This window comes from Streptomyces sp. NBC_00086, from assembly GCF_026343255.1.
GTDB lineage: Bacteria > Actinomycetota > Actinomycetes > Streptomycetales > Streptomycetaceae > Streptomyces.
Genome location: NZ_JAPELZ010000001.1, coordinates 3,932,891 through 3,955,665, shown reverse-complemented (window position 1 = coordinate 3,955,665; position 22,775 = coordinate 3,932,891). Strand labels below are relative to the sequence as shown.

Here is a 22,775-nt window from a genome sequence, read left to right as displayed (position 1 = left end):
CCGGCCGCGCCGCGCGCTCAGGCCTGCGCCGCGTACCGGGACCGCAGCTCCGAGACCACCCCGAAGAAGGCCGCGGTCAGCGGTACGGCCAGCAGCATCCCGAGGATGCCGGCGACGCTCGCCCCGGCCGTGATCGCCAGCATGACCACCGCCGGGTGCATCTGCACGGTGCGGCTCTGCACCATCGGCTGGAGGACGTACCCCTCGATCATCTGGACCGCCAGCACCACGCCCAGCGCCCACAGGCCGATGACCCAGCCGCGGTCGGCGAGGGCGACGAGGACCGCCACGGCGCCGGAGAGGAAGGCGCCGAGGTAGGGGATGTAGGCGGTCACGAACACCAGGGCGGCCAGCCCCACGGCGCCGGGGACCCGGAGGATCAGCAGACCCGCGCCGATCAGCACGGCGTCGACCAGGGCCACGAAGGTGGTGCCGCGCATGAAGCCCTCGACGGCTTCGAACGCGCGCCGCCCCATCGCCTCCATCAGGTCGCCCGAGCGGCTCGGGACCATCGAGCGCAGGGTGCCCACGGCCCGGTCGGAGTCGCGGAGGAAGAAGAAGATCAGCACCATGGCCAGCAGGGCCGTCGCGATCATCGTCGCGACCACGCTGAGCCCGGTGACCACGCCCGAGGCGGCCGTTCCGCCGAACTTGGTGAGCAGCTCCTTGGAGTTCTCGGCGACGTCCTCCAGGGAGGTGCCGAGCGCCCCGAAGTGCTTCGCGAGGTCCTGGCCGGCCTTGCGCAGGGAGTCGATGATCTGGTCGCCGGTCTCGATGAGCGCGAGGACGACGATGTAGCCGGCCCCGCCGACCACGGCGGCCACGGTCAGGCAGGTGAGGGCCGCGGCGAGCGAGCGGTTGACCTTCATCCGGACCAGCCGCCGGTGCATCGGCCCGAGCAGGGCCGTGCCGAGCACGGCGAGCAGCACGGGCGTGACCACCGTCCGGAACACGGTGCACAGCCACACCACGAGCGCGAGGACGGCGGTGGCGAGGAGGACGACGACGCACCAGGCGGCGAGGCGGCGTACGGGCTCGGGCAGCAGGTGAGTTGTCGGCACAAACTCATACAAACACGGCCGGGGAGGCGCCCCGGGCCGCGCCCCGCCGGAGGTGCGGCCGGGGCCCGGGTACTACGGGGTGACGACGACTTCGTCGACGCGGCTCGCGGCGTAGAAGTGGGTCGCGTCGGTCTGTTCGTAGCGGGCGGTCCAGGAGCCGGTGCGGTCGGCGGTGAAGGCCTTATTGAAGGTGCCGTCGGCGGCGGTCTTGGAGTTGCCCATGACCTTCCAGGTGGTGCTTCCGGTCGGGCGGAAGTAGTAGTGGACGGTCTGGCCGGCGAAGGGCTTCCACGCCGGGTCGGAGTGGGTGAGCTTGCCGGTGAGGGTGATCGGCTTGCCCTTCTTGACCGGCTCGGGTGCGGCGTTGAACTCCGGGACGGCCGTCATGGTCCGGGCGACCTTCATCGCCGGGGTGGTCCAGCCGTGGATGGCCGTCGTGCCCGCGTACCGCAGCCGGAAGTAGCCGGCACCCGGGTAGGGCAGCGTCGCATCGACGGTGGCCGGCTGGTTGGCGCCGGGCTTGGTGGGGACGTTGACGCTCTTGCGGGTGGTCCAGCCGGTCTTGCCGTCCGCCGAGTGCTGGATCTCCACCTTCAGGGAGGTGATGCCGGCCGGGATCTGGACGCGCTCGAAGTCGGCCTTCACGTTCACGGTCTTGTTCTGGTCCACCGAGGCCCAGGGGTACTTGAAGTAGGTCCCCGCCGTGGTGTCGACCGTCACGTACCGGTCAGGTGCGTGCAGCCAGTTCGAGGATGTCTCGATTGGCCAGGTGCCGTCGTTGAGGAACGTGGGAGACACGGTGAAACGGCCGGCGCTGTCCGTCGTGTTGCTGTTGCTGCTGCTGCTCCACGCGCCACCAAAGACCCAGGTGCCGGCCGGCGCCGGCTTCCACGTGCCGTCGGAGGCCTGCCAGGTGACCGTGCCGCTGACCTTGCCCCGTGTCGCGTAGGCGCCGGTCGCCTTCGAGGAGGCCAGGGCGATGCGTGCCTGCGTACTGGTGACGGGGACGCGTACGTAATCCTGTTCCTTGACGCCGTTCAGCGTGGTCGTGAAGTCGATGCTCGCGTAGGTGAACCCGTATTCGAGCTCTGCCCAGGACGTGTGAACTTCCTCGCCGCCCGTGAAAGCGGCCTTGTACTGGAAGTGTCCCTGTGCGTCGGCTTTGAACGGGGTGGTGAGGGCGCCGAACCGGGGTGTGATCGTGCCGCCCGCGATCGCCTTCTGCGAGTTGTCGCGGGGGTCGTGGATCTTGATGTCGCCCGAGATCACCGTGTTGGGCTGCGTGAGTGAGACCCCGTTCGAGATCTTCAGGTCCTCGAAGACCGGCCGGAGCCGGTAGTTGACGGCAGCCTCGTCCTGGTGGAGGACGGTCTCGCCCTCGGTGCCGTCGTACTCCACGTCGACGGTGTACTCCCCGAGCTCGGGGAGTACCAGCGGGTCGGTCAGGAAGGAGCGCGAGGTGACTTCGCCGATGCCGCATTCGAACGAGCACCGGTCCCTCGAGCTGAAGCTCGCGACGGTGGCGACCCGCTCGGTCGTGCCCTTCTTGCGCACGTGCACCTTGAGGCCATCGGGCTGCTCCGGGGCGCCGAAGTCCAGGACGACCCTCTCGTACTCCATCTCTGCCTTCAGCAACCTGTAGGGGTCCGCGGCGTGGGCCGCCGTGGGCCCGGCCAATACGGCCCCCACGGCTGTCGCCGTGCAGAGCAGGGCAAGGATGCGCTTCTTCATATGTCCCCCCGGAGACGCGTTCAGCGGTCGGTCACTGGACCGACCGCTGAAAGGACCGCCGACCCCGCGGGATGGTTGTACGCGGGTGTGATCTACGGCTCGTCGGGCTTGGACTGTTCGAGGAGCACGAACCAGGTGGACTTGCCCTCGCCGCGCGGGTCGACGCCCCAGTCGTCCGCCAGCATCTCCAGCAGCAGGACGCCCCGCCCGCTCGACGCCATCTCCCCGGGGTGCCGCTTGTGCGGCAGCTCGTCGGAGGCGTCCGCCACCTCCACCCGCAGCCGGCGCGAGCCGAGCTCGCCCACCGCCTCGGCGATCAGCAGCGCGTCCCCGTCCGTGTGGACCAGTACGTTCGTCAGCATCTCGGAGACCATCAGCACCGCCGCGTCGACCTGCTCCGGGTCCGCCCAGTCGTGCAGCAGCTCCCGGATCTGCTGGCGGACCCCCGCGACCCGCTCCGGCTCCGCCTGGGCGACGGTGGTCATCGTGCGCCGGGCCGGCCGCGACGGGTGCAGCAGCGGGGTCTCGCAGCCGCAGCCCTCGCCCTCGCGGCAGAGCAGGACGACGGCGATGTCGTCCTCGCGCCGGTCGGCCAGCGGGCCGGTGGTGTGGTGCGAGGACGGGCCGTGCACCGCCTGGACCAGCAGGTCTGCCAGCCGCTCCAGGTGGCGGGGCTCCGGGTCCTGGGGGTCGGGGGTCTGCGACTCCAGGATGGCCCGCAGCCGGGCCCAGCCCGTGTCGAGGTCGTGCCCGCCCGTCTCGATGAGCCCGTCGGTGCAGAGCATCATCGTCTCGCCGGGTTCCAGGGTGAACCGCGTCGTCGGGTAGTCGGTGTCCGGCACGATGCCGAGCGGCAGCCCGCCCGCCGTGGGCCGCATCAGCACCGTGCCGTCGGCCATCCGCACCGCCGGGTCGGGGTGCCCGGCGCGGGCCACCTCCAGCAGGCCGGTCTGCGGATCGCACTCCACGTACAGGCAGGTCGCGAAGCGCGGGCTCTGGAAATCGGAGTACCCGCTCGTGTCCGCGCCCGTCCCCGGCCCCGTGTCCTGCTCCGAGCACAGGCCCGCCAGGAAGCGGGAGGCGCGCGAGAGCACCGCGTCGGGCCGGTGGCCCTCGGAGGCGTACGCGCGCACCGCGATCCGGAGCTGGCCCATGAGCCCGGCCGCTCGTACGTCGTGGCCCTGGACGTCGCCGATGACCAGCGCGAACCGTCCCGACGGCAGCGGGATCATGTCGTACCAGTCGCCGCCGACCTGGAGCCCGCCGCCGGTCGGCACGTAGCGCGCGGCGAGGGTCATCCCGGGGATCTCGGGGCCGAGCTGGGGCATCATCGAGCGCTGCAGGCCCGTGGTCAGCTCCCGCTCGGATTCGGCCACACCGGCGCGCTGGAGGGCCTGCGCGAGCATCCGGGCCACCGTCGTCAGGACGGAGCGCTCGTCGGGGGAGAAGGACACCGGGTGCTTGAAGGCGGCCATCCAGGCGCCCATGGTCCGTCCGGCGACGATCAGCGGCAGGAAGGCCCAGGAGATCCGGTCGAAGCGCTGGGCGAGCGGCCAGGTGGCCGGGAAGCGCCGCTTGTAGTCGTCGGGGCTCGGCAGGTAGATCGCCCGCCCGGTACGGACGACCTCCGCGGCCGGGTAGTCGGTGTGCAGCGGCATGTCCGCGAAGGGGCCCTCGTCCCCGGGATCGTGCCCGTGGTGCCCGATGATCGACAGCCGGTCGCCGGACACGCCGAAGACGGCCAGGCCGTCGGGGATGAACCCGGGCATGGACAGCGAGGCCGCCACCCGCAGCACCTCGGCGGTGGAGCGGGCCTCGGCCAGCGCCCGCCCGGCGTCGAGCAGGAACGCCTCGCGCGAGCGGCGCCAGTCGCCGGTGATGGGGGTGTGTACGGCGGTGGTGCCGGGCTGGGCCTCGGCTATTTCCTGGATGGTGCCGATCAGCTCGTAGTCGAGGCGGCCGTCCGCGGTGCGGTTCTCCAGCGGCTTCGAGCGGCTGCGCACGGTGCGCAGCACGCGCCCGTCCTCGTCCATGATCCGCAGCCGGGCCTCGGCGAGGGTGCCCTCGGCGACCGCGAGGTTCACGATGCCGTTGATCTCGTTCCAGTCCACCGGGTGGAAGCGCGAGCGCACGGCGACCTCGGGCAGCGCGACGGGCTCGGCGGGCAGCCCGAGCAGCCGGGCGGCCTCGCTGTCGAGGGTGACCGTCCCGGACGCGTTGTCCCATCGCCACAATCCGGTCGCGATGGCGGCCAGGACGTCCTCTGTGCGCACCCGGTCATCTTTACAGGTCATCCGCCTGACGTGCCTGTTCACCACCCCCGGAGGGCGGCCCCGCACGGGCCCGCACGGGCTCGCGCCCCGGACGGTAACCTTGGGACGGTTGAATCCACCCTGGTATCACGTAGAACTGGATGACTGATGCATCGGTACAGGTCCCACACGTGCGGCGAGCTTCGTGCCTCCGACGTCGCCTCCGACGTCCGGCTGAGCGGCTGGCTGCACAATCGTCGAGACCTGGGCGGCATCCTCTTCATCGATCTGCGTGACCACTACGGCATCACGCAGCTCGTCGCCCGTCCCGGCACCGCCGCGAACGAGGCGCTCAGCAGCGTCACCAAGGAGACCGTCGTCCGCATCGACGGCAAGGTCGTCTCCCGCGGCGCGGACAACGTCAACCCCGAGCTCGCCACCGGCGACATCGAGGTCGAGGTCACCGCGGTCGAGGTGCTCGGCGCCGCCGCCCCGCTGCCCTTCACCATCAACACGGACGACGGGGTGAACGAGGAGCGCCGTCTGGAGTACCGCTTCCTCGACCTGCGCCGCGAGCGCATGCACCGCAACATCATGCTGCGCTCGGCCGTCATCGCCTCCATCCGCTCCAAGATGGTGGCCCTCGGCTTCAACGAGATGGCGACCCCGATCCTCACCGCGACCTCCCCCGAGGGCGCCCGTGACTTCGTGGTCCCGTCCCGCCTGAACCCGGGCAAGTTCTACGCGCTCCCGCAGGCGCCGCAGCAGTTCAAGCAGCTGCTGATGATCTCCGGCTTCGACCGGTACTTCCAGATCGCGCCCTGCTTCCGCGACGAGGACGCCCGCGCCGACCGTTCGCCGGGCGAGTTCTACCAGCTCGACGTCGAGATGTCCTTCGTCGAGCAGGAGGACGTCTTCCAGCCCATCGAGCGGCTGATGACGGAGATCTTCACCGAGTTCGGCAAGGGCCGCCCGGTCACCTCGCCGTTCCCGCGGATCCCCTTCCGCGAGTCGATGATGAAGTACGGCAACGACAAGCCCGACCTGCGTTCCAAGCTGGAGCTCGTCGACATCACCGACGTGTTCGAGGGCTCGGAGTTCAAGGCGTTCGCCGGCAAGCACGTGCGCGCGCTGGCCGTCCCGGACACCGCCGCCCAGCCCCGCAAGTTCTTCGACGGCCTCGGCGAGTACGCGATCTCGCTGGGCGCCAAGGGCCTGGCCTGGGTCCGCGTGGGCGAGGACGGCGGCCTGACCGGCCCGATCGCCAAGTTCCTCACCGAGGAGAACGTCAAGGTCCTCACCGAGCGCCTCGGCCTCGCCGCCGGTCACGCCGTGTTCTTCGGCGCGGGCGAGTTCGACGAGGTCTCCAAGATCATGGCGGGCGTCCGCGTCGAGGCCTCCAAGCGCGCCGGACAGTTCGAGGAGGACGTCTTCCGCTTCTGCTGGATCGTCGACTTCCCGATGTTCGAGGCGGACGAGGAGACCGGCAAGATCGACTTCTCCCACAACCCGTTCTCCATGCCGCAGGGCGGCATGAAGGACCTGGAGGAGAAGGACCCGCTCGACATCCTGGCCTGGCAGTACGACATCGTCTGCAACGGCATCGAGCTGTCCTCCGGCGCCATCCGCAACCACGAGCCCGAGGTCATGCTGAAGGCCTTCGAGATCGCCGGTTACGAGGCCGAGACCGTCGAGCGCGAGTTCGCCGGCATGCTGCGCGCCTTCCGCCTCGGCGCCCCGCCGCACGGCGGCATCGCCCCGGGCGTGGACCGCATCGTGATGCTGCTCGCCGACGAGCCGAACATCCGCGAGACCATCGCCTTCCCGCTCAACGGCAACGCGCAGGACCTGATGATGGGCGCGCCCACCATCCTGGAGGAGTCCCGCCTGCGCGAGCTGAACATCGCGCTGCGCAAGCCGGTGGAGACGAAGACGAGCGAGCCGGTCGACAAGGCCGTCAAGCCGCACCAGTAAGCCGTCACATGAAGAAGGGCCCGGGATCCGTACGGATCCCGGGCCCTTCTTCCGTTGCTCCTAGAACTTCTCCAGCAGGCCCTTGAGGAGGGCCGCCGAGGTCAGTTCGGCCGGGGCGGGGCCGGCGTGGAAGAAGCCGGCGTTGTCGGAGTCGGCGGACAGCTTGCGCAGGAAGTCGAAGGCCTTGGCGTCGTCCTCGCCGAAGGCGACGAACTGCCAGTGGATGCCGGGGGCCGCGGTGGCGGCGTCGGCGATCGCCTGGCGGGCGGGGCGGACGCTGTCGGGCGCGCCGTCCGTCTGGAAGACGACCAGGGCCGGACCCTCGCCGCCGTCCTTCTGGTAGCGCTCCACGACGGCCTCCACGGCGACGTGGTAGCTCGTGCGGCCCATCCGGCCGAGCTCCGCGTGGCGGGTCTCGACCCAGGCCTCGTCGTAGGCGTCGAGGGACAGGTCGGCCGTACCGTCCAGCTCGGTGGAGAAGAACACCGTACGGACGGTGGCCTCTTCGTCGAGGTGCGCGGCGAGGGCGAGGGCGTGGTCGGCGAGGTGCTGGACGCTGCCGTCCTTGTAGAACGGGCGCATCGAGCCCGACCGGTCGAGCACGAGGAACACGGTGGCGCGGGCGCCGGCCTTGCCCTTCGTGCGCAGGGCCTGTCCGGCGGCCTTGTACGCGGCCGCCAGCGGGGGCGCCTGCCGCTTGAGGGCGGCGAGGCTGTGCGCGGGGCCGCCTGCGGCGGCATCGGCGGTGAGGAGCTCGTCCTCGGCGTCGACCTTGGCGTCGACCTCGGCGTCGACCTCGGCGTCGGCCGCTACGGGCTCGGCTTCGGCTTCGGCCGCGACCGGCTCGGCCTCGGCGGCCTCGGGCTCCGCCTCGGTGATGACCTCGGCCTGGGCCGCGACGGGCTCCGCCTCGGGCTGCGGCTCGGCCTCGGCCTCGGTGTCCGCTTCCGGGGTGGCTACGTCGCCCTGCGGCTCGGTGTCCGCCTCGGCGGCGGGCTCCTCCTCGGGCGCCGCGGCCAGGGCCGGTTCGGCCTCCGCCTCGGCGGCGACCGGCTCGGCCTCGACCTCGGGGGTGGCGGCTTCGGCCTCGGCCGCCGGAGCGTCGAGGGGCTCGGCTTCGGCCTCCGCCACCTCGGCGGTGGCCTCGGCCTCGGCCGCGACGGGCTCCGGCTCGGTGGTGGCGGGCTCCGGCGTTGCCTCGGCGGCCGGTTCGGCCTCGGGCTCGGCTTCGGCCTTGGCCTCGGCCACAGCCTCGGGCTCGGCTTCGGCCTCGGCTTCAGCCACAGCCACAGCCTCGGGCTCGGCTTCGGCCACGGCCTCGGTCGCAACCTCGGCTGCGGCAGCCGGGGGCTCCTCCTCGGCGGCCGGTTCCGCTTCGGCGGCTACGGGCTCCGCTTCGGCTGCGGCCGGGGCCGTCGTGGTGGACGGAGTCGCGGGGGTTGCCGACGAACCCCCGGTGGAGGACCGGCGGGCCTCCGGGACCGTGGGGTCCGGGTTGGGGGCCGGGGCCGGGGCGGTGAGCACCGTGCCCGGTTCGAGGTCCCGGGGGGTGGACTGCGGGGGAACAGTGGGGTTGTCGAAGGAGGCGGCGACCAGCTCGGCCGCCGCGTCCAGGGGGGTGCGTTCGGTCTGGCTCGGGAGGGCCGCCGAAGTGGTGCCGGTCGTCTCCGGAACCGATTCTGAGGTCCGTCCGAACACCTTGCGCAACAAGCTCCGAATACCCATGGGCCAGGCCTTTCGCATGAGTGCGTGCATCATTTGTCCGAGCTGCGCGGTAGATCCCTGCCCAGAGTGGACACGTAAGGTTATCGGCCCCTTGGCTGGAACTTCGGGAGGGGCACCTTTCGTGGCGCCCGGTGCTCAAACACACCCGTTCCGCCCCCGAACTGCCGCCCCGACGTGCCGGATTCACCGGGCGTTCACCCAGCGGCCGCCGCTTCGGCGCAACCCGCCCATAGCGTCACCGACGGATTGTTCCGACACGTTGTCGGGGACCGTGCATCTACGGAGGACACTCGTGCGCAAGCTCCTGCCGCTCATCGGCACTTCTCATGGCGGCGGCCGTTCCGCTCTCACCTGCCGCTACCGCTGCGGCGACGCCTGCTTCCACGAGGTGCCGAACACCAGCGACAACGAGTACGCCGGTGACGTCATAGCCCGTGCCTACTCCCGCCGCGCGATGCTCCGCTCCGCCGCCGTCGTCACGGTCGCCTCGGCCGCCGGTACGGCCATCACGCTGAGCGGCAACGGCTCCGCCGCCTCCGCGGACCCGACGGTCGAGGCGCAGCGCGCCGGCGCCGCCGGGGTCAACGCCGAGGGTGCCCGCGGTCTGCGCTTCAAGCCGGTCGCGCCGAACACCGCCGACCAGGTCACCGTCCCCGAGGGCCACGAGCAGAACGTGGTCATCCGCTGGGGCGACCCGATCGTCAAGGGTGCCCCGGGCTTCAACCCGGACAACCAGACCGCCGCCGCCCAGGCCGGTCAGTTCGGCTACAACAACGACTTCCTGAGCCTGCTCCCGCTCGGCGGCGACTACGAGCGCCAGCAGCTGCTCGTGGCCAACCACGAGTACACGGACGAGCAGCTCATGTTCAAGGCGTACGACTCGGCGAACCCGACCCGCGAGCAGGTCGAGATCGCCTGGGCCGCGCACGGCCTGTCCGTGGTCGTGGTCCAGGAGGACCACCGCAGCGGCAAGCTGACCGCCGTCCACCGCCACCGCCTCAACCGCCGCCTGACCGCCACCAGCGAGTTCAAGCTGACCGGTCCGGCCGCCGGCTCCGACCTGGTGAAGACCTCGGTCGACGCCACCGGCACCAAGGCGCTCGGCACCCTCAACAACTGCGCCGGCGGCACCACCCCGTGGGGCACCACCCTCCACGGCGAGGAGAACTTCAACCAGTACTTCGGCAACGCCGGCCAGGTCACCGACCCGACCGCGGCCGCCCGCCTGAAGCGCTACGGCGTGACGTCCGGTGCCACCGAGCGCAAGTGGGAGCGGTTCGACAAGCGCTTCGACGTCGCGCAGGAGCCCAACGAGTCGCACCGCTTCGGCTGGGTCGTCGAGCTGGACCCGTACGACGTGAACTCCGTCCCGCGCAAGCGCACCGCGCTCGGCCGCTTCAAGCACGAGGCCGCGCAGCCCCGCCTGACCGAGGACGGCCGCCCGGTCGTCTACATGGGCGACGACGAGCGCTTCGACTACTTCTACAAGTTCGTCTCGTCGAAGCGTATGAAGAAGGGCGACTCCCGCGCGGCGAAGGAGCACAACCTCACGCTGCTCGACGAGGGCACCCTCTACGTCGCGAAGCTCACCGGCGACACCCCGGCCGCCGAGACCGACGGCTCCGGCAAGCTCCCCACCGACGGCGAGTTCGACGGCTCCGGTGTCTGGATCAAGCTCCTCACCTCCTCCCCCTCCGGGAACGTCTCGCACGTCGAGGGCATGACCGCCGAAGAGGTGTCCGTCTTCACGCGCCTGGCCGGTGACAAGGTCGGCGCGACCAAGATGGACCGCCCCGAGGACGTCGAGCCGTCCCCGCGCACCGGCCGCGTCTACATCGCGCTGACGAACAACACGGACCGCGGCAAGCCGGGCAAGGAAGGCGCGACCGAGGCCAACCCGCGCAACCTGAACAAGCACGGCCAGATCCTGGAGCTCGCCGAGAACTTCGACGACGCGGCCGGCGACGGCTTCGCCTGGCGCCTCTTCCTGGTCGCCGGTGACCCGAACGACCCGGCGACCTACTTCGCGGGCTTCCCGAAGGACAAGGTCAGCCCGATCTCCTGCCCGGACAACGTGGCGTTCGACCCGCACGGCAACCTGTGGATCTCCACGGACGGCAACCAGCTCGGCTCGCACGACGGCCTGTTCGGTGTCGCGACCGCCGGTGACCGCCGCGGTGAGCTGAAGCAGTTCCTGACCGTCCCGCGCGGTGCCGAGACCTGCGGCCCGATCATCCAGGACAAGCGCGTCCTGGTCGCCGTGCAGCACCCGGGCGAGATCGACGGCGCGTCCGTCGAGAAGCCGCAGTCGGTGTGGCCCGACGGTCCCGGCAAGATCGTCCGCCCGTCGGTCGTCTCGGTCTGGCGGAAGGACGGCAGGAACATCGGGGTCTGATGTCTGACGCCTGACGCCTGACGCCTGACGTCTGACGCCTGAGCCGAGGTGAGTTGACCCGAGGGGCACCGGTCGATGCTTGTCGATGTTCGTGGATGTTTCACGTGAAACATCGACCGGCGCCCCTCAACTGCCTTCCGTCAGGCGCCCGACCGGAAGCAGCAGCGTGGTCACCGCGCCCCCGTCGGGGGCGTTGGAGAAGCGCAGATCGATCTCCAGCACCTCCGCCTGCCCGGCGGCGATGGTCAGGCCGAGCCCGTGGCCCCGTCCGCGTCCCGGATCCCCGGTACGGAAGCGCCGCGGGCCCTGCTCGATCAGCTCGGGCGGATAGCCGGGTCCGTGGTCCCGTACGGTCACCAGCGGGCCGGTGACGGTCACTTCGATCGGTGGCTGCCCGTGCTTGTGGGCGTTGACCAGCAGGTTGGCCAGGATCCGGTCCAGCCGGCGCCGGTCGGTGAGCACCACCGCGTCCCGCTCGATCCGTACCGCGACGGGCAGCCCGGTGCTCGCCGCCGCCCGCTCCACCGCGCGGCCGAGCTCCACCCGGGCCAGGTCGGCCCGTTCGACGCCCGAGTCCAGCCGGGAGATCTCCAGCAGGTCCTCGGTGAGCAGGTGCAGGGCCCCCAGCCGGTCGTTGATCATCTCCTTGGGCCGGCCCTCGGGCAGCAGCGCGGCCGCGGCCAGGGATCCCGTGAGCGGGGTGCGCAGTTCGTGCGCGACGTCCGCCGTGAACCGCTTCTCCGCCTCCAGCCGGGCCTGGAGCGAGGCCGCCATCGAGTCCAGGGCCTGTGCCACGTCCCGCACCTCGTCGCGGGAGCGCGGGCGCGGCCCTTCCCCGTCGGCGGGGAACCCGACGCGTGCGTCGAGGTCCCCGGCGCTGATCCTGCGGGCCACGGCGGCGGTGGTGGCGAGCCGGCGGCTGATGCGGTTGGCGAGGAAGAGACCGGCGAGGGCCACCACCCCGGCGGCGAGGACGGCGGAGACCAGGATGGCGACGTCGGTCTCCCGGAGCTGGGTGCGGGTGCTCTCGTAGGGGACCCAGACGGCGAGGGGCTTGCCGTCGGCGGGGCCGGCCGCCCACATGACGGGTTTGCCGTCCTGGGTGCCGGTCATGCTGCCGGTCAGTCCGCGCGCGACCAGCTCGCGCAGCGGGGCCGGGAGGCCGGGCGGGTCGAGGGCGCTGTTCCCTTCGCCGCGCGCGGTGCCGTACTCGTACTGGGCCAGGGCGTAGTCCAGCTCCCGGTCCACGTCCTTGCGGACCTCGCCCACGAGCTGGCGGGCGACCACGTTGTGCACGAGGATGCCGAGCACCGCCGCGACGGCGCAGCACACCGCCGTGGTGGTCATGGCGATCTTCCAGCGCAGGCTGCTCGTCGGGAGCATCGGGGTCCCGGCCCCCCTCAGCCGGTGCCCGTGCCCGTGCGGGGGGCCGGGCAGGGGGAGGTGTTGCCCTGGTTCGGGCACTCGTCGAGGGTGAGCTGGTCGAGGTTCATGATCCCGGCCTCCGGGTCCCACACGTAGTCGGAGATGGAGACCTTCTTCGGGTTCGAGGTCGGCTCGCGGACCGCCAGGTGCTCGGCGGCCACCTCCACGCCCTCCAGGACCGCGCGCCGCGACAGGATGCGGGCGATCGTCCCGTCGTCCTGGACGGTGTAGACGCGCAGCTCGCTGAGCCGGCCGTCGATGTCCAGGGCGGTGATCAGCTCCTCCCTGCCGTTGCCCGTCACATCGGCCAGCACCGCGGGCCGGACCGGGCAGTCGGGGCCGCCGTCCACAGCCTGTGTGCAGAGTGCGATGCGCTGGATCGCCCGGGGGTCGACGAGCCGGCCGGTGCCGGCGTCGGCGGCGGTGGCGGCGGTGATGTCGGCCCGTACGACGTCCACGGCGTTCACGCCCCGCATGGACAGCTCGGGGACCTTGGCGAGACCGGGGACGGCGGTGGCCGTGCCGGGCTGCTGGCCGGGGGCCGGGGGGTCGGGGCGGATGTTCTTCCACAGGGTGCGGGGGGCGTGGGCGGTGCCGAGGTCTCCGTCGTCCTGGAGGCCCTCCACGTCGGCGCAGCCCGCCGTGGCCGCCAGGGTGGCCGTGGCGGCCGTGAGGAGGATCGCCCGGCTGCGCCGGCGGAGGCTCATATCCCGATGCTCCCTCGTGGGGGCGGGGTGGGCCCGGGGGCGGAGCCATTGGGGGGACGGGGCGGCACCGCTGCCTGGGGCTCCGCCCCCGGGCCCCCGCGCCTCAAACGCCGGCGGGGCTGGATTTGGGCTCGGCCCGGTGGGTGTGTGCGGCGCCGTTGCCTGGGGCTCCGCCCCCGGGTCCCCGCGCCTCAAACGCCGGCGGGGCTGGGTTTGGGCTCGGCCCCTTGGTGACCTGCGGCGCCGTGTCCTGGGGCTCCGCCCCAGACCCCGCGCCTCAAACGCCGGCGGGGCTGGGTGTGGCCCGGCGGGGTTGGGTTTGGCCCGGTGGGGCTGGGGTTGGGCTCGGCCCCTTGGTGACCTGCGGCGCCGTGTCCTGGGGCTCCGCCCCAGACCCCGCGCCTCAAACGCCGGCGAGGCTGGATTTGGCCCGGCGGGGTTGGATTTGGGTCGCCGGGCCTGGATGGGTCGGCGGGCCGGGATTTGGGTCGGCGGGCCTGGATTTGGGTCGGCCGGGGTGGATTTAGCCGAGGGTGGGGTCCGTGATGGCTCTTGCTGCTGTTAGTTCCTGGCGGACCGGGGAGAGGACGGAGGATTCGTCGATCTCGGGGGGTGGGGTGGGGCGGAGCAGGGTGGGGGTGTCGACTCGGCGGACGCCTTGGGCCAGGGCTCGGAGGTCCTTGGCGATGGCCTTGACCTCTTGGGGGCCCGGGGGGTGCGCGCCGTGGTTGACGCGGACCCGGGCGGCCGTCGTCGCGTCGACGATCCGCTCCACGGCCACTACCAGGGGCCACCACGCGGCGGCCCGTTCCCCGGTCGGCGGCGGTTCGGTCAGGGCCCGCTGGAACTCGTTGCGCACGCCCGACAGGTCCCGGTAGATGCGGCGGCGGGCTTGGAGCCGGGCGGTGCGGGCCGCGCGGACTCCGGCTTCGGTGTCGGGGTGGGCGCCGAAGGCGCGCTCCACGTACCGGGCGGCGTCGTCCACCGTGTCGGCGAGCCGGTCGCCGATCCGGGTGTGCCAGCTCTCGGGCCAGAGCATGTACCCGGCGATCAGGGTGATGGCGCAGCCGATCAGGCTGTCGAGCAGCCGCGGCCGGACCAGGTCGAAGCCCTGGTGGTTGAGCAGGTCGGAGAGGAGCAGGATGACCGGGGTGATCGCCGCGGTCTGGAAGGCGTAGCCCTTGACCGAGAAGACGGGGATGAGGGCCGCCAGGACCACCATGACGGGCACGTCCCACCATCCCCGGGGAACCTCCGAGAGCACGGCGGCCGCCACGACGAGCCCGCCCGCGGTGCCCAGCGCGCGCAGCACGGCCCGGGAGAACACCGAGCCGAAGTCGGGCTTGAGGACGAAGGTGACCGTGAGGGCGACCCAGTAGGAGCGCTCGATCTCCACTACCGATACGAGGGACTGCGCCAGCCCGATGCACAGCGCGAGCCGCAGCCCGTACCGCCAGGAGGCCTCGGAGAACATCATGTCGCGCACCACCCGCCGGGCCCGGACCCGCAGCGCGGCGGGCCGGCCGAGGCGGTCGTCGACGTTGTGCATGTCGGGCTCGGCCAGCGGCACGATCGTCGCGGCGTGCCGCAGGGCCGCGTCGATGGCCCGCTCGGACTGGCCGTCCGGCGCGGGCAGGTCCAGTACGGGGATGTCCGTGCGGCCCTCCTCGACGGCCGTCGCCAGGTCCCGTACGGCCGCCGGGATCGCGGGGGAGAGGGGTCTGCGGCGCAGGTGCGCGGCGGGCGCGGCCTCGACGAGCGGGATCAGCACGTTCAGCTGGGCCAGCATCCGCACGAGGGAGGGACTGTGGCCGTGTACCCGGGTCCGGCGGCCCAGCACCAGGTCGTAGGCGTGGTTCAGGGACTGGGTGACCTGCTGGCGGCGCGCCTCGTACGCGGGGCCCGGTCCGCCCGCGGCCTCCAGGCTGTCGGCCAGGGCCCGGTAGGCGGCGGCGACGGCGGCCCGTTCCGGCTGCCGGCCGCGCAGCGGCCAGCCCAGCAGGGTCAGCAGGAGGACGAACAGCCCGCCGGCGCTCAGCAGGAGGGGGGCCGTCCACCAGGGGCTGGGCATCGGCAGGCCGGCGCCGACGACGGCGTTCAGGAGGAGCAGCAGCCCGGAGACGGAGGCCACCGTGCCGATGGAGGAGATCATCCCGGAGACCAGGGCGATCAGGGTGAGGACGCCGACCGCAACCCAGCCGTGGCCGAAGACCAAGGTGCCCAGCGCGACGCCCACGGCCCCGAAGAGCTGGGGCACGGCGATGTTCAGGATCCGCATCCGGTAGGCGTCCGCGGTGTCGCCGATGACCCCGGACAGGGCGCCCATCGAGACCAGCGCGCCGTACTCGGGCTCGTCGAGGGCGAAGCCGACGGCCAGTGGCAGGGCCATGGCGACGGCCGCGCGCAGTGCGGCGGCCCAGGGGATCGGTGCGGAGCTGGGCCGCAGCCCCTTCAGCAGCCAGGCGGGAGGGGCCAGCGGACCGAACCGTCCGGCTGCCGCCGGCCCGGCCGGTCCTGTCCGCCCGGCCCGCCCGGACGGTATGCCTTCGGTGCGTTCGGTGCTCATTCCCGCTTCCGTGACGCCGCTCGTGAATCGGTTCTTCTGCGCTGCTCTATGGATTCTTCTACGGATTTGCGTGCCAATCCGCCCGTTCCGAGCTTATGGGGTGCGGCGCAGTCGGCCCGTCAGCCAGGCGGCCAGCGCGGCGGCCAGCCCGACGGCCAGCACCACCCAGGCGGTGGTCCGCAGGAACGCGGTGAGCGCGTCGTACACCGCTTCGGCGGCGGGCCGGTCGATGTCGGCCGGCAGGTCGTTCAGGGTGAGGCGGCGGCACAGGACCACGGCCGCCCACAGCAGGACGGCTCCGACGGCCAGCCCCAGCCCGGTGGCCAGGACGGCCCGGCGGCGACGGACGGCGACGGCGATGGCCGCCGCGGCCAGCACCAGGGTGAGCACGGGGAGCCAGACCCCGGCGATCTGCAGCATGCGGAAGCCCTTCCGGAGCGCGCCGAGGTTGTCGTACTCCATGACCTTCACCGAGAGGTGGGTCTCGGGGATGCGGTCGGCGAACGGCACCCCGTTCTCGACGAGATCGCCCTTGACCCGGGCGATCACGGGGGCGAGGTCGATGGTCACGGCGTTGCCGTCACCGGTGGTGAGCGCCTGGAAGAAGGCGCCGTGGGCGGCGTGGTTCGCGGCGTCCCAGGCGGTTTGGTAGGCCGCGGTGCCGACGAAGGAGCGCAGGGCCTCGCCGAGCAGGGTGTCGACCCCGTCCTGGAAGGGGCCGGCGTCGATCTGCCCGGAGAGGGCGCGGCCGGCCTGGGTGACGACGAGGTTCTGGACGGCGGGATCCGAGGCGAGCGGGGACATCGCCGCGGTGTAGCGGTCGACGCTGCCGAGTTCGTGATCGGCCCAGTACGCGACGGCGCTCGCGGGCACCAGCAGGGCCACGAGCGCGACGAGTACCGCCGAGAGGAAGGTCCGCACGTCACCAGGGAAAGGGGGCCGGGCGCGCGGCGCGAGCCGGGTTGCTGCGGCCGGGTGGTGCGGTCGGGCGTGTCTCCCTTGCGGACCTTATTCTGGACATCTAATATCCAGGTTATGAAAATGAGCGAGGGCGTCGAATGGGCCCTGCACAGCTGCCTCAACCTGGCCTGGAGTGGTGACGGCAGGGCGGTCCCGGCGGCCCGGCTGGCGGCCTGGCACGAGCTGCCCGCCGCGTACCTCAACAAGCAGCTCCAGGCCCTGGCCCGGGCGGGCATCGTCACCTCCACGCCCGGCCCGCGGGGCGGCTTCCGCCTCGCGCGCCCGCTCGACTCCATCTCGCTCATGGACGTGGTCGCCGCCGTGGAAGGGCCGGACGAGGCCTTCCGGTGCGCGGAGATCCGGCAGCAGGGCCCCGGTGGCGGCGAGGAGCCGCCCGCGGCCGACTGCGCCATCGCGCACGCGATGGGCCGGGCCGAACTGGCCTGGCGCCGCGCGCTGGCCGCCCAGACCCTCGACGAGATCCGGCAGCAGGCCGAACGGCAGGCCCCCGACGCCCCCGAACGCCTGCGCGCCTGGCTCGCCGCCGCCCACTAGGCGCGTACGGACGCGGCTCCGTGCCGCCCCACCCCTTGGACAACTGACCCAGGAGCTTGGAATGACGCGCAGCATCACCAACCCGGCAGAACTCCACGACCCCACCGGCTACGGCTACAGCCACGTCGTCTCCGCGCCCGGAGAGCAGGTCTTCATAGCCGGCCAGTACGGCTCCGGCCCGACGGGCCACGTCGTCTCCGACGCGTTCGACGCCCAGGTCGGCCAGGCCTTCGCGAATCTCCGCACGGCCCTGGAGGCCGTGGGTCTGGGCCTCGGCGACGTGGTCCGCATCGGGACGTACGTCGTCGGGCACGACCAGGAGAAGCTGCAGGTGCTGCTCAAGCACCTGCACGCCGCCTGGGGCACCGAACTGCCCGCCCAGACGCTGATCGGCGTGGCCGCGCTGGCCCTGCCGGACATGCTCTTCGAGATCGACGCGGTGGCGGTCCGGGCGGCTCCGACCGCCTAGGCCGCCTGCTCCGGTTGCCGGTCCCGGGTTGCGGGTGTGCCCTGGATGATGGGAGAGAGGAGCCCGTCATGGCACATGCGGCACCCACCGCCCCCCGGGGGCACCGGCAGCCGGCGTCCCGTACGGCGGCCCACGCGAGCAGGTCCGCCCTCACGCGACCCCTGCTCATGGGACTGGTCTACGGCGTCTACGCCGCCTTCATGAAACGTCAGATGGGGCCCGTCGACGCGGGCAACGTCTTCTACGGGATCCTGTGCGGCGCGATTTTCGCCGCCTGCCTGGTGGCGCTGGCCCGGATCGGCCCGCGGCTGGCGCAGGAGCCGCACGCGGCGGCGTACGGGATCTTCGCGGGCATCTCCTTCGGCTACCTCTACAGCCTGGCCGGCGAGTCCATCCTGAAGAGCTCCGGCCTGGGCCTGCTCGTCGGCGCGGGCGTCGGCGCGGCCGCCTTCTACCGGTACCACACGCGCAACGCCGCCTAGGGCGCGGTGTCGGTACGCCGCAGCCCCGGCCCCCGCACGTGGCGGGTGGCCGGGGCTCCGGTGTGTGCCTCTGTGGGCAACTCGGCGGCGCGGTACTTTCGGCGGGTCACATACGGACAAAAGGCCGAGGTGAGTGAGTGGGTCGGTGACCGAGACTCAATGAGGCGCCGGTTTCCGTGCCCCGTGGTCGAACCTCACGTGACCACTCTCCGTTGCCGAGGGCGCGGGAACCGGTGCCCCCTCATGTCCTGATGCCCCTGCGCGACGCCCTACGCGGCCGTGTCGTCTCCGGCCGGGGCCTCGGCGGTGGTCTGGGCGGTCTTGGCGGACTCGGGTTCCGGCTGGCGTGCGGGCGGGGCCGGCGGGGAGAAGCGGGCGGCCTCGGCGCGGAGCATGGCGTTCAGGGCGAGGTACGGGTCGAAGGGCATGGCGGAACCTCACGGTGTGTCGGGGTGTGGGGGGACGCGCGCCAAGGGCCATCGGGAGCCGGGGGAGCCGGGTGTGCCCGGTGGACCGGCCGTGCCGGGCGCGCGGTGCTGCTGCTCGGCCTCTCGGCCCCGTCAGCAGCGCAGGACCACACTCCGTACCGCCCGCAGGGATGCCGCGGGTGCGAGCGCCCCCGTCGGGTCCGCGGCCGGCTCCATGGGGCCGGACCGGGGAGGTTTCACGTGAAACACCGGCCGCTGCAGGCCCCGTACGCCGGGGACGCCGCGCGCGGGCACCCGTACCGCCACCCGTACTTCGGGATCGCCGGCCGGATCGGCCGGTGCCTCGGTGGGCTCGGCCGGGGCGGTGGGCGCCGGGCGGGGGCCTTCGGCCGTCGCGGTGGACGGACCGGCTCCGCCGACGCCGAACAGGCACAGCAGCACGACGCAGAGCACCGTCAGGGCCGTCATCAGGGCCCTGTCCGGTGCCGTCAGCGCACGCTGTGTCCCGCTCATGCGGAGGGTGTGCCCCGACACGCGGGCGGACTCTCCGCCGGAACCGCAGCATCCCTCGACCGGGGGACGAAGACACCCCCCACGGCCCGTCAGGTGGCCGCAGGGGGCGTCGGTCTTCCGGGGGAAGGCCGCAGGTCAGCGCAGGGTGCGGCGGTGGCCGGTGAGGCGGGCCAGGACGGCCGTTTCACCGCTGACCAGCCGGAGTTGGGCCCGTGCGGACGGCCCTCCCCGCCCGGCGGCCCCGGGAGAGACGCGGGTCACGGTGAACACGGCCGTACGCCGGTCGGCGCGCACGACCTCGATCGTCTGCCCGCGCCGGAGTTCGCCGATCCGGGGGAGGTCTCCGGAGACCACGGCGGTGCCGGCCGCGCCCGGGGCCGGGCCCGCGGAGTCCCACACGGCGCTCTCGGGGGCGGGCGCCTTGGCGTCGGCGGCGCCGGGCTGGAGCTCCGCCGCGTACGGCCCCTGCGGACCGGCGTTCCCGGCGTCCGGCGGGGTACCGCCCGTCAGCGGTACGTCCGTTCCGAGGGCCGGGATGAGCAGGCGCAGCGGCGGCGAGGCAGGCAGGGCCGTGACCCCCGACCGTCCGGGCCGCCGCGAGCCCTTGCCGGTGGTGTGTCCGCCTGAGTGCTCCAGCTGCCGGGCCAGCCGGCGCGGGCCGGACAGCCCCAGGACCCGCGAGGGCAGTGCGTCGCCCGCGGTCGGGGCGGCGGGCCTGCCGCCCTCGGTGGTGCGCAACACCCCTAGGCCGGTGCACAGCAGAGCCACCGTCAGTACGCCGACCACCCACTTGGCGCGGGGCATGGGAATCCCTCCTGGTCCGGCTCGGGCGGCCGGTCCCGAGAGCAGTGGACCCCTCCACGCCCCCCGGCGGGGCGCGTAACACGGACAACTGACGGCAGGTCATCGCCGTACGGACCTCCCTCGGACACGTCTTCGCAGATGGCGGGCGGTGGACCGGGGCCGGACCGGGTGTGGGGGGTGTGCGCCCGAACGGGTGAGAACGTCAAGGGCGGACCTTGGGCGTGTCGGATCGGCGGCACGTTCTGCCACATGCGAAAACCTGTCAAGCGGACCGATGTGCCGGACCTTCGGCCTGAGTTGCGGGGGTGGTCCGGGCGGCTTGTCCTTGGATCATGAATGACCCATACGCATATGCCCTGGCCATGGGGGCCCCTTGCCCTCCGACCCGTCCGCTCCTGCCGACCCGTCCGCTCCTGCCGGCCCGTCCGCACCTGCCGACCCTTCCGGCCGGGTCCGCGAGGCCGTCCCTCACGCGCCGCTCCCATCAGGGCCGCTCCGCCGCGTTCACACCCGCTCCGGCTGCCGGGCGGCCCGCCGGACCGGAGGCAGGACGGGCGCCGCAGCCCGGGTGAGGTACCCGGCGCCGAGCGGCGGCCCGTCCAGCTCGGTCGTGGCGGCCGCGGGCTGGAGCTCCGACAGGCGCCGCAGCAGCCCCGGGGCCAGCTCGGGGCCGACCGCACGGGTCAGCTCCGTGCCCTCGGTGGGGTGTGCGTGCACCCAGCCGATGCGGCGCAGCCCCGACCAGCCCGGTTCCCCGGCGGCCTCCGCCAGGGCGCGGGCGGCGGGGGCCAGCGGAAGCAGGCTGACCGTCGCCGGGGCCCCCGGCTCCGGCGACGGTGGCGCCGCCGGAGCCGGCCGGACGGACTCGGCGACGGCGAGCCGGGTGAAAGCGGGCCGGGGCAGCTCCGCATGGTCGGCCAGGTCGCTGACGGTCGGGGCCAGGCAGTGCACCCCGGCCGGGAACCCGTCCCGTACGGCCGCGGCGGCGACCGTACGCCCGGCCGGACCCGCGTCTCCGACGGTGACCAGGTGGAACGCCGTACGCCCCTCCCCTCCGGAGGCGAGCGGCAGCAGCGCGGCCGCGGTGGCGGCGGGCTGCTCCACGCACCAGACGGCGTCGAAGCGGCCCGACCGGGCTGCGGAAGCCGCGGACGCGGGTGCGGCGCCGGACAGGACCTCGGCGCCCCGGCGCGCGTGGAGCCGGGCCGAGAGGAGGTCCACGTACTCGGGATACAGCCCGATCAGCGCGAGCTGACGGGCCAGCAGGAGCCTGCTCTGCCGTACGTCGGTGGCGGTGAGCAGGGTCAGGTGGTGGCCGCGGCCGAGCAGCTCGGCGGCGAGCCGGATGCCGGTGGGGCTGGCGGCCCCGGCGAGGGCGATGTGCACGGCGGACTCGTTTCGAGGGAGGTGGGCGCGTGCGTCTACGCGGTGGCGGTGGCGGTGGTTCTGATGGCTCCGGGGGAGCCGGCGGCCCTGGTGGCCCCGGCGGTCCCGGCGGCGGCCGGGACGGGCGGCAGCGGTGTGGTGACGGTGACCTCGCCCGGGATCGCGACCCGGGTGAGGAAGGCCCCGCGCTCGGGGCCGGCGCCGATGACGGAGAAGCAGACGCTGTCGCCCGCGCCGACCAGGCCGTTGATCACGTCGGTGTAGAAGAGCACCGGGGTCGCGGAGGTGACGAGGTTGCCGAGCTCGCGGGCGTGCGCGGGGGCCTTCCGGGTGTCCAGGCCGGCGAGCTGGTGGTAGTTCTCGACCAGGGCCGGGCCGGCCTGGTGCGTGTAGATCCGGCGGACCTCGTCCACGAAACCGGGGCGGTGGGCGTCCAGGGTCTCCTGGTTCAGCATCATGCCGCGCGAATAATAACGGGCCAGTTCCGGCCCGTTGAGCCCGAATGCGGAGAGTTCGGCGGACCCGGCAAAGCCCGGCGGGTGGGCGGCGCCGCCGCCGGGGTAATGGATGAGCGGATCGCTGAATCCGGGCTCGCCCCCGAAATCGAGGGAATCGCGCGAATAGAAACCGAGGCCGCCTTCGAAGCTTTCGTCCCGCTCGAATACGAGCGCGGTCGCGGCATCGGAGAACAGCGCCCCGGAACACCACAGGGTGTGCGCGAAGGGATGCTCTCCGTCCGCGCCGCTGTACTGGGAAATGACGCCGTTCTCGTCCATCCCGATGGGGCTCGCGGCGTTGTACGAGATCACCAGCGCGCGCCGGGCCCCCGTCCGGGCCAGGTGCGCCGCCACGCGGGAGAGCCCGCCGCAGCCGGCGCCGAGCTGGAAGGGGGGCACGCTGTCCGGGATGCGCAGGCGGCGCAGCAGGTTGAAGGCGTCCTGGTCGAGCATGATCTCGTACGGGGTGCAGGTGGCCACGAAGACGGCGTCGATGTCCTCGGGCTCGGCGAGGGCGGAGCGCAGGGCCGCGCGGGCGACGTCGACGACGGTGTCGAGCGAGGCGAAACGGTCCCGGTCCCAGCTCTTGGAGGTGACCCCGAGGATGCGCTCGATATCGGTGCCGCTGATTTCCTTGCCGACCCGCTTGCGGTGCGGGATGTGCGCGAGTTCGGCCCATTTCTCGACGGATATGATCTCGCCGATCTGCGCGCCGACACCGGAAATCCGGTAGGGGAACGGGTACGCGTACGGAGCGGGTGCGGAGGGGGTGGCCGTTTCCGAGGCAGACATGTTTCTCCGGTCCGTGGAATCCGATGGGGACGGCTCCAGCGAACACCAGGGAG

General features: G+C 72.7%; 18 protein-coding genes. 5 read left to right on the top strand and 13 right to left on the bottom strand.

Annotated features, from left to right (window positions below; translation table 11 throughout):
- Positions 1-17: 17 nt before the first annotated feature.
- From OG276_RS17630 to OG276_RS17620, 3 genes are all read right to left on the bottom strand, one after another.
- The gene (locus OG276_RS17630) at positions 18-1,061 is read right to left on the bottom strand and encodes an AI-2E family transporter (RefSeq protein ID WP_266906585.1); all 1,044 of its coding nucleotides are present in this window, start codon (positions 1,059-1,061) and stop codon (positions 18-20) included.
- Positions 1,062-1,133: 72 nt separating this feature from the next.
- Positions 1,134-2,792 (bottom strand): hypothetical protein, encoded by a 1,659-nt coding sequence (locus OG276_RS17625; RefSeq protein ID WP_266906583.1) that lies wholly within the window; start codon positions 2,790-2,792, stop codon positions 1,134-1,136.
- Positions 2,793-2,884: 92 nt separating this feature from the next.
- On the bottom strand, positions 2,885-5,065 hold the full coding sequence (locus OG276_RS17620; protein WP_266906581.1) for a SpoIIE family protein phosphatase: 2,181 nt from the start codon (positions 5,063-5,065) through the stop codon (positions 2,885-2,887).
- Between the two features lie 147 nt (positions 5,066-5,212).
- Between OG276_RS17620 and aspS the strand changes: the two genes are divergently transcribed.
- Complete coding sequence (gene aspS, locus OG276_RS17615; protein ID WP_266879572.1) at positions 5,213-7,018, top strand: aspartate--tRNA ligase; 1,806 nt, start codon at positions 5,213-5,215, stop codon at positions 7,016-7,018.
- Between the two features lie 60 nt (positions 7,019-7,078).
- Here aspS and OG276_RS17610 read toward each other — a convergent pair whose 3' ends face one another.
- On the bottom strand, positions 7,079-8,743 hold the full coding sequence (locus OG276_RS17610) for a VWA domain-containing protein (protein WP_266906578.1): 1,665 nt from the start codon (positions 8,741-8,743) through the stop codon (positions 7,079-7,081).
- A gap of 292 nt (positions 8,744-9,035) precedes the next feature.
- Between OG276_RS17610 and OG276_RS17605 the strand changes: the two genes are divergently transcribed.
- On the top strand, positions 9,036-11,138 hold the full coding sequence (locus tag OG276_RS17605) for a PhoX family phosphatase (protein ID WP_266906576.1): 2,103 nt from the start codon (positions 9,036-9,038) through the stop codon (positions 11,136-11,138).
- 126 nt (positions 11,139-11,264) lie between these two features.
- Here OG276_RS17605 and OG276_RS17600 read toward each other — a convergent pair whose 3' ends face one another.
- The 4 genes from OG276_RS17600 to OG276_RS17585 all read right to left on the bottom strand — a co-directional run bounded on the left by OG276_RS17600 (position 11,265) and on the right by OG276_RS17585 (position 16,757).
- On the bottom strand, positions 11,265-12,521 hold the full coding sequence (locus OG276_RS17600; RefSeq protein WP_266906574.1) for a HAMP domain-containing sensor histidine kinase: 1,257 nt from the start codon (positions 12,519-12,521) through the stop codon (positions 11,265-11,267).
- 17 nt (positions 12,522-12,538) lie between these two features.
- A complete protein-coding gene (locus tag OG276_RS17595; protein WP_266906572.1) occupies positions 12,539-13,270 on the bottom strand; it encodes a hypothetical protein in 732 nt (243 codons plus the stop codon).
- 523 nt (positions 13,271-13,793) lie between these two features.
- The gene (locus OG276_RS17590; protein ID WP_266906570.1) at positions 13,794-15,836 is read right to left on the bottom strand and encodes an FUSC family protein; all 2,043 of its coding nucleotides are present in this window, start codon (positions 15,834-15,836) and stop codon (positions 13,794-13,796) included.
- Positions 15,837-15,929: 93 nt separating this feature from the next.
- Positions 15,930-16,757: a hypothetical protein gene (locus tag OG276_RS17585; RefSeq protein WP_266906568.1), complete on the bottom strand. Its 828-nt coding sequence runs from the start codon at positions 16,755-16,757 to the stop codon at positions 15,930-15,932.
- A gap of 120 nt (positions 16,758-16,877) precedes the next feature.
- Here OG276_RS17585 and OG276_RS17580 point away from each other — a divergent pair, with 120 nt between their 5' ends.
- From OG276_RS17580 to OG276_RS17570, 3 genes are all read left to right on the top strand, one after another.
- Positions 16,878-17,351 carry an Rrf2 family transcriptional regulator gene (locus OG276_RS17580; RefSeq protein WP_266906566.1) on the top strand — a complete coding sequence of 158 codons (474 nt, stop codon included), beginning with the start codon at positions 16,878-16,880 and terminating at the stop codon, positions 17,349-17,351.
- 61 nt (positions 17,352-17,412) lie between these two features.
- Positions 17,413-17,820 (top strand): RidA family protein, encoded by a 408-nt coding sequence (locus tag OG276_RS17575; RefSeq protein ID WP_266906564.1) that lies wholly within the window; start codon positions 17,413-17,415, stop codon positions 17,818-17,820.
- A gap of 68 nt (positions 17,821-17,888) precedes the next feature.
- Positions 17,889-18,302 carry a hypothetical protein gene (locus OG276_RS17570; protein WP_266906562.1) on the top strand — a complete coding sequence of 138 codons (414 nt, stop codon included), beginning with the start codon at positions 17,889-17,891 and terminating at the stop codon, positions 18,300-18,302.
- Between the two features lie 269 nt (positions 18,303-18,571).
- On the opposite strand, the gene OG276_RS17565 is transcribed toward OG276_RS17570, so the two are convergent.
- The 5 genes from OG276_RS17565 to OG276_RS17545 all read right to left on the bottom strand — a co-directional run bounded on the left by OG276_RS17565 (position 18,572) and on the right by OG276_RS17545 (position 22,722).
- Positions 18,572-18,730, bottom strand: coding sequence for a hypothetical protein (locus OG276_RS17565; protein WP_266906560.1), 159 nt, complete (start codon positions 18,728-18,730; stop codon positions 18,572-18,574).
- Between the two features lie 132 nt (positions 18,731-18,862).
- Positions 18,863-19,243, bottom strand: coding sequence for a hypothetical protein (locus tag OG276_RS17560; RefSeq protein WP_266906558.1), 381 nt, complete (start codon positions 19,241-19,243; stop codon positions 18,863-18,865).
- A 135-nt stretch (positions 19,244-19,378) separates the two neighbouring features.
- Positions 19,379-20,047, bottom strand: a complete 669-nt coding sequence (locus tag OG276_RS17555; RefSeq protein WP_266906556.1) for a class F sortase — start codon at positions 20,045-20,047, stop codon at positions 19,379-19,381.
- Positions 20,048-20,551: 504 nt separating this feature from the next.
- Positions 20,552-21,433, bottom strand: a complete 882-nt coding sequence (locus OG276_RS17550; protein ID WP_266906554.1) for a hypothetical protein — start codon at positions 21,431-21,433, stop codon at positions 20,552-20,554.
- Positions 21,434-21,468: 35 nt separating this feature from the next.
- Positions 21,469-22,722, bottom strand: coding sequence for a 3-oxoacyl-[acyl-carrier-protein] synthase III C-terminal domain-containing protein (locus OG276_RS17545; protein WP_266906552.1), 1,254 nt, complete (start codon positions 22,720-22,722; stop codon positions 21,469-21,471).
- Positions 22,723-22,775: the final 53 nt, after the last annotated feature.

Excerpts from the sequence above, each read along its gene's own strand:
- OG276_RS17625 (WP_266906583.1), bottom strand. The coding sequence starts at position 2,792 with ATGAAGAAGCGCATCCTTGCCCTGCTCTGCACGGCGACAGCCGTGGGG.
- aspS (WP_266879572.1), top strand. The coding sequence starts at position 5,213 with ATGCATCGGTACAGGTCCCACACGTGCGGCGAGCTTCGTGCCTCCGAC.
- OG276_RS17610 (WP_266906578.1), bottom strand. The coding sequence starts at position 8,743 with ATGGGTATTCGGAGCTTGTTGCGCAAGGTGTTCGGACGGACCTCAGAA.
- OG276_RS17600 (WP_266906574.1), bottom strand. The coding sequence starts at position 12,521 with ATGCTCCCGACGAGCAGCCTGCGCTGGAAGATCGCCATGACCACCACG.
- OG276_RS17595 (WP_266906572.1), bottom strand. The coding sequence starts at position 13,270 with ATGAGCCTCCGCCGGCGCAGCCGGGCGATCCTCCTCACGGCCGCCACG.
- OG276_RS17590 (WP_266906570.1), bottom strand. The coding sequence starts at position 15,836 with ATGAGCACCGAACGCACCGAAGGCATACCGTCCGGGCGGGCCGGGCGG.
- OG276_RS17580 (WP_266906566.1), top strand. The coding sequence starts at position 16,878 with ATGAGCGAGGGCGTCGAATGGGCCCTGCACAGCTGCCTCAACCTGGCC.
- OG276_RS17575 (WP_266906564.1), top strand. The coding sequence starts at position 17,413 with ATGACGCGCAGCATCACCAACCCGGCAGAACTCCACGACCCCACCGGC.
- OG276_RS17570 (WP_266906562.1), top strand. The coding sequence starts at position 17,889 with ATGGCACATGCGGCACCCACCGCCCCCCGGGGGCACCGGCAGCCGGCG.
- OG276_RS17565 (WP_266906560.1), bottom strand. The coding sequence starts at position 18,730 with ATGCCCTTCGACCCGTACCTCGCCCTGAACGCCATGCTCCGCGCCGAG.
- OG276_RS17560 (WP_266906558.1), bottom strand. The coding sequence starts at position 19,243 with ATGAGCGGGACACAGCGTGCGCTGACGGCACCGGACAGGGCCCTGATG.
- OG276_RS17555 (WP_266906556.1), bottom strand. The coding sequence starts at position 20,047 with ATGCCCCGCGCCAAGTGGGTGGTCGGCGTACTGACGGTGGCTCTGCTG.
- OG276_RS17545 (WP_266906552.1), bottom strand. The coding sequence starts at position 22,722 with ATGTCTGCCTCGGAAACGGCCACCCCCTCCGCACCCGCTCCGTACGCG.